The sequence below is a fragment of the Hoyosella levis genome (assembly GCF_026008515.1).
In the GTDB taxonomy this organism is placed as follows: domain Bacteria; phylum Actinomycetota; class Actinomycetes; order Mycobacteriales; family Mycobacteriaceae; genus Lolliginicoccus; species Lolliginicoccus levis.
On the sequence record NZ_BQYM01000005.1, the window covers coordinates 107134 to 118276 of the forward strand.

Consider the following 11143-nt stretch of genomic DNA (forward strand, 5'->3'; position numbering starts at 1 on the left):
CCCTCCGGCTTGCTTTCGTGCAGGCGAGCCTAACTTGAAGATTCTGGTGCCCTGGCAGCGCGAACGCCCTGGGATCGTCGGCTTTCCAGCCATCCCAGGGCGAGCGCGGGCGGTGCTCCCGATGCGCTACTCGGTGTTCAGCCGGACGCCAGGAACCCGGGCAAGCACGTCATTGATCGGGGTGGCGTAGAGCAGCGGCGTCTCCCCGTAGATCGAGGTCTCCTCGATGGCGGCGGAGCACGATGTGAAATCTCCCACGTCCGAGGCGCTGGAGATGCCCACGGCGCGAGTGCCGCTGATGATCGCCCCTCCCGAGTCGCCCTGCAGCGCGCAGATGCTCGAGGTGAACGCGTTGCCCAGGGTGCGGGGGCCGATCTGCAGGGTGAGGTTGGTGGCGGTGACCACGCCGCAGCTGAAGCCGGTGGTGACGCCGGACTTGCACACGGGCATTCCCATCACGGGGTCCGCCGTCCCGGTGATGCGGAGGTCGCCGCCGCCGCGGATCCCGGCGGAGGAGAAGGCCTCCTGGTGCGCGTCATCGATCGTGATCACCGCGAAGTCGACCTTGTCCATGTTCGTCTCGGTGAAGCTGCCGAAGACCTGGCCAGCGAGGGGACCCTGCAGGAAGCGGGTGGGCGTTCCCGTGGTGCCGGGGCCGTCCGGGTTGCAGTGGCCCGCGGTGAGGTTGACCGCCTTGCCGTCCTCGGTAATGCCATTGAACCCGAGCGAGCAGCGCAGCGAGGTGGCGTTGCCGGCGATGAACGCGTCGCCGCCCAGGACCTCGAGCTGCGGCGGGACCGTGGTGCTGGCCGGTGGGAGGTCGCGATCGGCCACGCCCTGCTGCCCTGGAACCTGCTGCTCAGCGTCCTGTCCTTCTGGCGCGCCCTCCGGTGGATTGTCGCTGCCGCCTGTCAGGGGTTGCTCGTCGATCGTGTCCTCGCCCGGGACGACATCGTTGGCGGGCGTCAGCACGACGCCGGCGCGGTCGAGCAGGCCAGGCAGGTCGATGGCGGAACCGAGCTCGCTCTCAGCGAGGCCAAGGACAACGGCGTTGCGGGTGAGGTCGATGACGGCGCCCCGGAACATGCCGTCGAGCGGCTCGGGGAGCGCATCGATCCACCTCTGGAGGTCGGCGAGCTCAGCGCGCAGGGCGGTCTCGGTGCGCGAGACCTCGGTGACGGCGAATCCTGCCTCCTCGGCTTCCTCGGCAAGATTGCTCGTCGTCGCGGCGATCGTGGGCACGCCATTGTCGAGCCAGGCCCCGCCGAACTCGTCGGGGAAGCGGGCCCGGAGGTCCTGCGCGAAGGCGGCGAGGTCCTGGGCGATCGCGGAGCGCTCGAGGAATTCCTCTGCCGTGATGCCAAGATCCCGCTCGAGGGCCTCGACAAGCGCGGAGGGCAGGGCCGCTGCGTCGGGGGCAGGGGCCGGCTCGGCATGCGCGCTGGTGAGCGGGGCCATGCCGAGAGCGAGGGCAGCGAGCGCGGCGGTGCCCGCGCGGCGAAGTGGTGAGGTGCGCATCGTTGGCTCTGGTCGCCCTTTCTTGGGTTGGCGCTGCGTGAGGGCAGGCTCCGGAATAACTCTATGTTCTGCTGGTCCTGCTGGACAGGGGCGCGAGGGGGACGTCATGAGATCGTGACGGCAGTGTGGCGTGGATCTCCCTTGGCGTGCAGTGGCCCGGGAACAAAACGCCGATGGCTGGCCGTTATCCTCCATGTAAGGTTGAGCGGGATAGGCTCAGGTGACTGGCGTGATCGTCGAATCACACGTAGCTTTGAGTCGCATCCGCTCATCTTTGATCGGATGTCAGGAATATCTACAAGGAGGAACACCATGGCGCGAGCGGTCGGAATCGACCTCGGCACTACCAACTCGGTCGTATCAGTGCTCGAGGGTGGTGACCCTGTTGTCATCGCCAACGCAGAAGGTGCGCGGACCACGCCGTCGGTAGTGGCTTTCGCGCGCAACGGAGAAGTCCTCGTCGGCCAGCCCGCGAAGAACCAGGCCGTGACCAACGTTGATCGCACGATCCGTTCGGTCAAGCGCCACATGGGCACCGACTGGAAGAACGACATCGACGGCAAGAACTACACGCCGCAGGAGATCAGCGCGCGCGTGCTGATGAAGCTGAAGCGCGACGCCGAGGCGTACCTGGGCGAGGAGATCGCCGACGCCGTGATCACCGTGCCCGCCTACTTCGAGGATGCCCAGCGGCAGGCCACCAAGGAGGCCGGGCAGATCGCGGGCCTCAACGTCCTGCGCATCGTCAACGAGCCCACCGCGGCAGCGCTCGCCTACGGCCTCGACAAGGCCGGCAAGGAACAGACCATCCTCGTCTTCGACCTCGGCGGCGGCACCTTCGACGTGTCCCTGCTCGAGATGGGTGACGGCGTGGTCGAGGTCCTCGCGACCGCGGGCGACAACCACCTCGGTGGCGACGACTGGGACCAGCGCATCGTCGACTGGCTCGTCAACAAGTTCAAGCTGCAGAACGGCATCGACCTGACCAAGGACAAGATGGCCATGCAGCGCCTCCGCGAGGCTGCCGAGAAGGCGAAGATCGAGCTCTCCTCGGGCCAGAGCACCACCATCAACCTGCCGTACATCACGGTGGACGCGGAGAAGAACCCGCTGTTCCTCGACGAGCAGCTCAGCCGCTCCGAGTTCCAGAAGATCACCGCCGACCTCCTCGACCGCACCCGCGCGCCGTTCCAGCAGGTCATCAAGGACGCTGGCGTCGCGATCGGCAAGATCGACCACGTCGTGCTCGTCGGTGGCTCCACCCGCATGCCGGCCGTGTCCGACCTCGTCCGCGAGCTCTCGGGCAAGGACCCCAACAAGGGCGTCAACCCCGATGAGGTCGTCGCTGTTGGTGCCGCGCTGCAGGCTGGCGTGCTCCGTGGCGAGGTCAAGGACGTGCTCCTGCTCGATGTCACCCCGCTCTCGCTGGGCATCGAGACCAAGGGTGGCGTGATGACCAAGCTCATCGAGCGCAACACCACGATCCCGACCAAGAAGTCCGAGACCTTCACTACTGCCGAGGACAACCAGCCCTCGGTGCAGATCCAGGTCTACCAGGGCGAGCGCGAGATCGCGCGGCACAACAAGCTGCTCGGCTCGTTCGACCTCGCGGACATCCCGCCCGCCCCGCGCGGCGTCCCGCAGATCGAGGTCACCTTCGACATCGACGCGAACGGCATCGTCCACGTCACCGCCAAGGACAAGGGCACCGGCAAGGAGAACACCATCAAGATCCAGGGTGGCTCCAGCCTGTCCGATGACGAGATCAACCAGATGATCAAGGACGCCGAGGCGCACGCGGAGGAGGACAAGAAGCGCAAGGAGGAGGCCGAGGTCCGCAATCAGGCCGAGTCGCTGGTCTACCAGACCGAGAAGTTCCTCAAGGACAACGAGGAAAAGATCGATGGAGAGGCCAAGGGCAAGGTCGAGACCGCTCTCAAGGGACTGCAGGATGCCCTTGCTGGCACCGACGCCGAGGCCATCAAGTCCGCGATGGAGACGCTGAGCACCGAGTCGCAGGCCATGGGCCAGGCGATGTACGAGTCCGCTGCCCAGGACGCGCAGGGTGCCGAGGGCGCTGGCGCGGACCAGGGTGCCGACGATGTCGTCGATGCCGAGGTCGTGGACGAGCCCAACGATAAGGACACCAAGTGAGCGAATCCGACGCACGTGATCAGGAACCGGTAACGATCACCGATAATCGGAAGATCGATCCCGAGACTGGCACGGCCCGGAACGGCGAGGCTGGGTCGGCGGCGGACGCGCCCCTCGAGGGCGATGTCGTCGACCCGGCGCCCGCCGCCAGCGGGGACGATGCCGGTGAGGGCGCGACCGCGGACGAGCCCGGTGCGGACGAGGCTGCGGATGAGGGCGCTCAGGTCCGCGAGCTCGAGGCCCAGCTGGCCGAGCGGACGGCGGACCTGCAGCGGTTGCAGGCCGAGTTCGTCAATTACCGCCGCCGGGTCGAGCGCGACCGGGCCTCGGAGAAGAACGCGGCCAAGGCCACCGTGGTGGTCGAGCTGCTCGGGGTGCTCGATGACCTCGAGCGTGCCCGCGCCCACGGCGATCTCGAATCGGGTCCGCTGAGGTCCGTGGCCGACAAGCTCCAGGCCGTGCTCGAGGGCCAGGGCCTCGCCGCGTTCGGCAGCGAGGGCGAGCCGTTCGATCCGTCCCTGCACGAGGCCGTGCAGCACGAGGGCAGCGGCAGCGAGCCGGTTGTCGGAAAGGTGCTCCGGCAGGGGTACACCTTCGGCGACAAGGTGCTGCGGCACGCGATGGTCGCTGTCGTCGACAGCGACGATGAAGATGCCGCGCCTGGTGGAAGCCAGGACGCGGAGTAGGAATACTGGAGGAAGGAGGGGCGCCCGATGGTTCAACGTGAATGGCTCGAGAAGGACTTTTACAAGGACCTGGGCGTCTCCTCGGATGCGTCGCAGGAGGAGATCAAGAAGGCGTACCGCAAGCTCGCTCGCGATCTGCACCCTGATGCGAATCCGGGGGACAAGCAATCCGAGGAGCGGTTCAAGGCGGTCTCCGAGGCGCACAGCATCCTGGCGGATCCCGCCAAGCGCAAGGAGTACGACGAGGCGCGACGGATGTTCCGGGGCGGTTATCGGCCTGGCGGATTCGATCCGCGCGGCGGCTACCAGTCCACCGGCGATGCCGATGCAGGCTTCAGCTTTGGCGACATCTTCGGTGGCGGCGGTGGCGGCGGAGGCGCCGGTGGTTTCGGCGACCTCTTCGAGGGACTGTTCAACCGGCAGGGCCAGCCTGGCGCCACGCGCCGACCGCAGCGAGGCCGTCACCTCGAGACTGACACGCGCTTGACGTTCCGCGACGCCATCCTCGGCACCACTGTGCCGCTGCGCATCACCTCCCCGGCGGCGTGCACCACCTGCCACGGCAGTGGTGCACGCCCCGGCACCGCTCCGCGAACCTGCCGGAGGTGCAACGGAGCAGGCGTGATCAGCAGCAACCAGGGCGCGTTCGGGTTCAGCGAGCCCTGCGAGGACTGCCGCGGTACCGGATCCATCATCGACAGCCCTTGCGCTGATTGCTCGGGCACCGGCGTGCAAACACGGAGCCGCACGATCACCGTCCGTATTCCGCCGGGCGTGAGCAATGGCCAGAAGATCCGCATCGCGGGCAAGGGCGAGGCCGGCATGCGCGGTGCCGCGGCGGGCGATCTCTATGTCACCGTGCACGTCGATCCGCATCCCGTGCTCGATCGCTCGGGCCAGGACCTGACAGTGACGGTCCCCGTGTCCTTCAGCGAGCTCGCGCTCGGTACGACACTTTCGGTACCGACGCTCGATGGCCGGATCGGTGTGAAGGTTCCCCCGGGCACGGGGGACGGGCGCATCTTCCGCGTCCGTGGGCGGGGCGTCCCGCGCAAGGCCGGCGATCCGGGCGATCTGCTCGTCACGGTAGCGGTGAAGGTGCCAGATTCGTTGCCCGCTGATGCCGCGGAGGCCCTGGAGAAGTATGCGGCGGCCGAGCGGGCCGGTGGTTTCGATCCGCGGGCCGGATGGGCGGGTGCGTGATGGTTGATCGGCATGACCCATCGGTCCCGGGCCCGCCCGATCCCTCCATCGGGGTGTTCGCGATCTCCGTGGCGGCCGAGCTCGCAGGCATGCACGCTCAGACGTTGCGCACCTATGACCGCCTCGGGCTCGTGACGCCGCACCGGGCGAGCGGTGGCGGTCGCCGATACTCGCAGCGCGACGTTGACCTGCTGCGGGAGGTGCAGCGGCTCTCGCAGGAGGAAGGCGTCAATCTCGCCGGGGTCAAGCGGATAATCGAGCTCACCAACCAGGTCGAGGCGCTTCAGGCGCGGATCTCGGAGCTGCTCGACGAGGTATCGGCGCTGCGCTCCGCGCGCGGTGAGCTGGTGCCGCTTCCGCGCAGCAATGCATTGGTGGTCTGGCAGCGCCGGAGGCAGTGACGGCCGAGCAATGCCTGGGAGAACGCGTCTACTAGCCGGGATGCACTACCTATTTCGGGAGATTTTCAATAGACTCACCGACATATGCCCCTATTTCTAGGGGCAAACGGAGGTGTGTAGTGCAGAATACCCACGTGGCTACCAACAATGACCTCGGCAAGCGAGGCAATAAGCGTGGCGCGACGGCCAAGCTGTCGCGCGAGGAAATCGTCCAGGCTGCCCGGCAGCTCATCGAGGCCGAGGGGCCCGATGCGCTATCGATGCGACGGCTCGCTGGAGTAGTGAAGAGCTCGCCGATGGCGCTCTATCACCATGTTGATGGCAGGGCGGACCTGCTCTCGGCCGTGCTGCAGGAAATCTGCGCCGAGCTGCCGCAGCCCCTGCTGCCCGATGATCCGCAGGAGCGGATGGTGCGGCTCGCGACGCTCGTGCAGCAGATCATGCTCCAGCACCCCTGGTCCCTGGAGATCCTCAGCACGAACACGGCATTCGGGCCAGACTCGCTATGGTTCCTCGAGGAGTTCCTCGGAGCAGCGCGCGAGGCTGGCCTCAGCGAGAAGCAAGCCGGATTAGCGCTGCTCTCGGCCTGGCGGGTCATGATCGGCAACGTCTCGGTGGCGCTGAACCTGCGGGCCGTCAGGGCGTCGGAAGCCGACCCGTGGTTCCTTGATCTCGGCAAGGAGTCGGCAGAGAGGATGCCCCTGTTCAAGTCCATTGCTCCGCGCTGGCTCGAGCTCGAGAACGAGAGCAGCCTGGATGCCACGCTTGGCCCGATCATCGCGGCGATCATCGCTGACGCCCGGTCGCGATGCGACGACTCGCCCGTTCGCGAGGCTGTCTGACCGCGGCTTGGTGGTGGGGTGGTGCCCCTGCCACTGATGTGATGCAAGCCACATTCCCCCCATTCGATACTTGAGTGGAACAGACTCAACTCTTTGATCGTTGTAGTAGCTAGGATCGGTCGTGCCTGTCAAGCAACCAGGTGCCGCCGCAACCCGCTCCCACTACATCAGCAGTCGAGTCACAGGGGTGTGAACACATGGACGCTTTCTCGCCCACAACCAAGGTCCAGGCCGCCTTGTCCACCGCGATGCAGAACGCATCAGCAGCAGGCAACCCGGACATCCGGCCGCAGCACCTCCTCGCGGCCCTCCTCCAGCAACCAGATGGCATCGCTGCACCGCTGCTCAAGGCCGTCGGAGCAGATCCTGCCGTCGTCGAGCCCGAGCTAGCCCAGCTCCTCGACCGCATTCCCGTGGTCACTGGGCAATCCGCCACCCCCCAGCTAGGGCGCGAGGCGCTCGCCGCGATCACTACCGCCCAGAAGCTCGCTACCGAGCTCGGCGACCAGTACGTCTCGGCCGAGCATGTCATGGTCGGGCTCGCCACCGGGAGTGGCGACGTGGCCCGCCTCCTGCAACGCCATGGCGCCACCGACCAGGCCCTGCGCGAGGCCTTCACAGCGGTCCGCGGCAGCTCCCGGGTCACCAACCCAGACCCCGAGGCCACCTACCAGGCCCTCGAGAAGTACAGCACGGACCTGACCGCGAGCGCGCGGGAGGGCAAGCTCGATCCAGTGATCGGGCGGGACCACGAGATCCGCCGCGTCATCCAGGTCCTCTCCCGGCGCACCAAGAACAACCCCGTCCTCATCGGCGAGCCCGGCGTCGGCAAGACAGCCATCGTCGAGGGGCTCGCCCAGCGCGTCATCGCCGGTGATGTTCCCGAGAGCCTGCGCGGAAAGACCGTCGTCGCGCTCGATCTTGCCTCGATGGTCGCTGGCGCGAAGTACCGCGGCGAGTTCGAGGAGCGCCTCAAGGCAGTCCTCGATGAGATCAAGCGCTCCGACGGTCAGGTCATTACCTTCATCGACGAGCTGCATACAATCGTCGGCGCGGGCGCCACTGGCGAGTCCGCGATGGACGCGGGCAACATGATCAAGCCCATGCTCGCGCGCGGCGAGCTCCGGCTCGTGGGCGCCACCACACTCGATGAGTACCGCAAGTACATCGAGAAGGACGCCGCGCTCGAGCGTCGCTTCCAGCAAGTCGTCGTCGGCGAGCCATCGGTGGAGGACACCGTCGGCATCCTGCGTGGCCTCAAGGAACGCTACGAGGTGCACCACGGCGTGCGCATCACAGACTCCGCGCTCGTTGCCGCCGCTTCCTTGTCGGACCGGTACATCACCGCGCGCTTCCTTCCCGATAAGGCGATCGACCTTGTCGACGAGGCAGCGTCGCGCCTGCGCATGGAGATCGACTCGCGCCCGGTGGAGATCGACGAGATCGAGCGGATCGTGCGACGCCTCGAGATCGAGGAGATGGCACTGGCGAAGGAGACGGACGAGGCCAGCAAGGAACGACTCGGCAAGCTGCGCCAGGAGCTCGCCGACGGTCGCGAGAAGCTCTCCGGCCTGACCGCCCGCTGGCAGCACGAGAAGAACGCCATCGACTCGGTCCGCGAGATCAAGGAGCAGCTCGAGAACCTGCGGGGCGAGTCCGAGCGCGCCGAGCGCGACGGCGACCTCGGCAAGGCTGCGGAGCTGCGCTACGGCCGGATACCGGAGCTGGAGAAGAAGCTCGACGCCGCCGAGCAGGCTAGCCACGACAGCGGATCCACGGACTCGCACGTCATGCTCAAGGAGGAGGTCGGCCCCGATGATGTCGCCGACGTCGTCTCGGCCTGGACCGGCATTCCAGCCGGCCGCATGATGGAGGGCGAGACAGCGAAGCTGCTCCGCATGGAGGACGAGCTGAGCCGTCGCGTCGTCGGGCAGGACCAGGCCGTCCAGGCGGTCTCCGATGCGGTTCGCCGGGCCCGCGCGGGCATCGCCGACCCGAACCGGCCCACCGGATCCTTCATGTTCCTCGGCCCCACGGGCGTCGGCAAGACCGAGCTGGCCAAGGCGCTCGCGGAGTTCCTGTTCGACGACGATCGCGCGATGGTGCGCATCGACATGAGCGAGTACTCCGAGAAGCACTCCGTGGCCAGGCTGGTCGGCGCGCCCCCCGGCTACGTGGGCTACGAATCGGGAGGCCAGCTCACCGAGTCGGTCCGCCGCCGTCCCTACACCGTGATCCTGTTCGACGAGATCGAGAAGGCCCACCCGGATGTGTTCGACATCCTCCTGCAGGTCCTCGATGATGGCCGCCTGACCGATGGCCAGGGGCGCACCGTGGACTTCCGCAACGCCATCCTCATCCTCACTTCCAATCTTGGTGCGGGAGGCGGCGCGGAGCAGGTCATGGCGGCCGTCCGGTCAGCGTTCAAGCCGGAATTCCTCAACCGGCTCGACGACATCGTGGTCTTCCACGCGCTCGGGCGCGAGCAGCTCGAGTCGATCGTGCAGATCCAGCTCGGCGTGCTCCAGGAACGGTTGCGGCAGCGCCGCCTCGAGCTCGCTGTCTCGACTGGCGCGCGCGAGTGGCTAGCAGCACGTGGCTACGACCCGGCCTACGGTGCCCGGCCGCTGCGCCGGCTCATCCAGCAATCGATCGGGGACCAGCTCGCCAAGCTGGTGCTTGCCGGCGATGTTCGCGATGGCGATACCGTGCCGGTCAACGTGAGCGCGGATGGTGATGCCCTGGTGCTGGGCTGAGCGCTTGACGATGCCCGGAGGGGGCGCTGCGGGGCGACCGCGGCGCCCCCTCCAGGTTCCTGAATATCGGATTGGCAGCGAAAGCATCTCGACGTGGGTGTTTGCACGGTGCTCCCGCCCCAGGGAGCGACTAGCATCTCGTCAATGGCTGTGGTGTGGTTTCTACTTGGAATCGCGGCCCTCGTGGGGGCCGTTGTCTTGCTGCGCATCGACAGTCGTCGGCGCGCCTGGCGGAGGAAGATCCGCAGTATCTGGGGCGCCCGGCGAGGTCTCGAGTTCATGCGCAAGGTGCCGCGGATCGCGGCGCAGTGGCAGCATGGAATGATCGGTCGCCACTCCCTGGTCGATGGCGGCAACGTCGTGCGGGGAGTCCCGCGCCTCGCGGTCGAGGGCGTGGGGGAGCAAGTCCTGTTCGATCTGGAGGACTCGGCGACGATCTTCGCCGTGCGTGCGCAGCACGTCTCCGCGATCGTGTTCGAGGCCGCGCGGACGGACCCCGAAGGCCGCCCCGCGAGCGCAGCGCTCACCAGCGCCTGCCCGGGAACATCGGCGGCCGCGACCGTGGGGGAGTGGACGATCTTCTCCGACGACGTGGAAGCGGCGCGACGGACCGCCGACATGCGCCTCGTGGCATTCCTGGACATCGTGCCGGACTTCGTGGACGTGATCTGGGCCGAGGGCGAGTGGGTCCTCGCTAGCTTCCCGCAGGACACGAGCTGGGCGGAATGGGACGACGTCGAGGGGATCCTGCACCAGTTCGCGCGACTGATGCGCGTGCTTCCCCCCGCTCACCGCGAGCGTGCGTATAGCTAGCCATCCGGCTCATCCCGCTGGTGCTGCCGGGCACGGACCAATGCGGCAACGGGTCCGTGCCCGAGGGCATTTGCGGCTGCCGTGGCGGTAGGCAATAGTGGCATCGAACGCTCGAGGAAAGGATCACGATGGCTGTCGATGCGCGAGCCCGGGAGATGCTTGCCGCGCTCATCCGTGACCACGCGGTGGTCCACGGCAAGGTGACCTTGTCCTCGGGGCGCGAGGCGGACTACTACATCGATCTCCGCAGGGTGACGCTGCATCATGAGGCGGCGCCGCTGATCGGCGTGCTGCTGCGGGAGCTGACCGCGGACTGGGACTTCGCCGCGGCAGGTGGCCTCACGCTCGGCGCGGATCCGGTAGCGGCGGCCCTCATGCATGCGCCGGGGCGGCCGATCGATAGCTTCGTCGTGCGCAAGGCCGCCAAGGCGCATGGCATGCAGCGGCAGATCGAGGGCCCCGACGTGGCAGGACAGCGGGTGCTCGTGGTGGAGGACACCACCACGACGGGGAACAGCCCGCTCACGGCGGTAGCCGCGCTGCGCGAGGCCGGGGCGGAGATCGCAGGCGTCGCCACGATCGTTGACCGGGACACCGGCGCGCGGGAGGTCATCGAGGAGCAGGGGCTCGCGTACCGCTCGCTGTTCTCCCTCGAGGAGATCATCGGTGCTGGGTGGCAGGCATCACCCTAGCCGCGGGCGGGGCTGCTCCGAATACACGGCAAGGGTTGTCAGTGAAATGGCGGACAAGGCTTCCTGGGGATTTCCGAA

General features: G+C 67.4%; 9 protein-coding genes. 8 read left to right on the forward strand and 1 reads right to left on the reverse strand.

From position 1 onward, the window contains the following. Nucleotides 1-126: 126 nt before the first annotated feature. Nucleotides 127-1518: a S1 family peptidase gene (locus QC765_RS07160; protein ID WP_278313748.1), complete on the reverse strand. Its 1392-nt coding sequence runs from the start codon at nt 1516-1518 to the stop codon at nt 127-129. Between the two features lie 312 nt (nt 1519-1830). Here QC765_RS07160 and dnaK point away from each other — a divergent pair, with 312 nt between their 5' ends. The 8 genes from dnaK to pyrE all read left to right on the forward strand — a co-directional run bounded on the left by dnaK (nt 1831) and on the right by pyrE (nt 11065). Then, nucleotides 1831-3672 carry a molecular chaperone DnaK gene (gene dnaK, locus QC765_RS07165; protein ID WP_278313749.1) on the forward strand — a complete coding sequence of 614 codons (1842 nt, stop codon included), beginning with the start codon at nt 1831-1833 and terminating at the stop codon, nt 3670-3672. Then, nucleotides 3669-4358, forward strand: coding sequence for a nucleotide exchange factor GrpE (grpE, locus tag QC765_RS07170; RefSeq protein ID WP_278313750.1), 690 nt, complete (start codon nt 3669-3671; stop codon nt 4356-4358). The genes dnaK and grpE overlap by 4 nt, the downstream gene beginning before the upstream one ends. 27 nt (nt 4359-4385) lie before the next feature. Beyond that, complete coding sequence (dnaJ, locus tag QC765_RS07175) at nt 4386-5561, forward strand: molecular chaperone DnaJ (protein WP_278313751.1); 1176 nt, start codon at nt 4386-4388, stop codon at nt 5559-5561. After that, complete coding sequence (locus QC765_RS07180) at nt 5561-5962, forward strand: heat shock protein transcriptional repressor HspR (protein WP_278313752.1); 402 nt, start codon at nt 5561-5563, stop codon at nt 5960-5962. The genes dnaJ and QC765_RS07180 overlap by 1 nt, the downstream gene beginning before the upstream one ends. 134 nt (nt 5963-6096) lie before the next feature. Continuing rightward, on the forward strand, nt 6097-6804 hold the full coding sequence (locus QC765_RS07185; RefSeq protein ID WP_278313753.1) for a TetR/AcrR family transcriptional regulator: 708 nt from the start codon (nt 6097-6099) through the stop codon (nt 6802-6804). A gap of 197 nt (nt 6805-7001) precedes the next feature. Next, nucleotides 7002-9560: an ATP-dependent chaperone ClpB gene (gene clpB, locus QC765_RS07190; protein ID WP_278313754.1), complete on the forward strand. Its 2559-nt coding sequence runs from the start codon at nt 7002-7004 to the stop codon at nt 9558-9560. Nucleotides 9561-9704: 144 nt separating this feature from the next. Next, on the forward strand, nt 9705-10373 hold the full coding sequence (locus QC765_RS07195; protein WP_278313755.1) for a TtfA family protein: 669 nt from the start codon (nt 9705-9707) through the stop codon (nt 10371-10373). Between the two features lie 128 nt (nt 10374-10501). Further along, on the forward strand, nt 10502-11065 hold the full coding sequence (gene pyrE / locus QC765_RS07200; protein ID WP_278313756.1) for an orotate phosphoribosyltransferase: 564 nt from the start codon (nt 10502-10504) through the stop codon (nt 11063-11065). The last annotated feature ends 78 nt before the right edge of the window (nt 11066-11143 follow it).

What these genes read in the sequence shown, in the direction of transcription:
- QC765_RS07160 (WP_278313748.1), bottom strand. Translation starts at nt 1,518, where the DNA reads ATGCGCACCTCACCACTTCGCCGCGCGGGCACCGCCGCGCTCGCTGCC.
- dnaK (WP_278313749.1), top strand. Translation starts at nt 1,831, where the DNA reads ATGGCGCGAGCGGTCGGAATCGACCTCGGCACTACCAACTCGGTCGTA.
- dnaJ (WP_278313751.1), top strand. Translation starts at nt 4,386, where the DNA reads ATGGTTCAACGTGAATGGCTCGAGAAGGACTTTTACAAGGACCTGGGC.
- QC765_RS07180 (WP_278313752.1), top strand. Translation starts at nt 5,561, where the DNA reads ATGGTTGATCGGCATGACCCATCGGTCCCGGGCCCGCCCGATCCCTCC.
- clpB (WP_278313754.1), top strand. Translation starts at nt 7,002, where the DNA reads ATGGACGCTTTCTCGCCCACAACCAAGGTCCAGGCCGCCTTGTCCACC.
- QC765_RS07195 (WP_278313755.1), top strand. Translation starts at nt 9,705, where the DNA reads ATGGCTGTGGTGTGGTTTCTACTTGGAATCGCGGCCCTCGTGGGGGCC.
- pyrE (WP_278313756.1), top strand. Translation starts at nt 10,502, where the DNA reads ATGGCTGTCGATGCGCGAGCCCGGGAGATGCTTGCCGCGCTCATCCGT.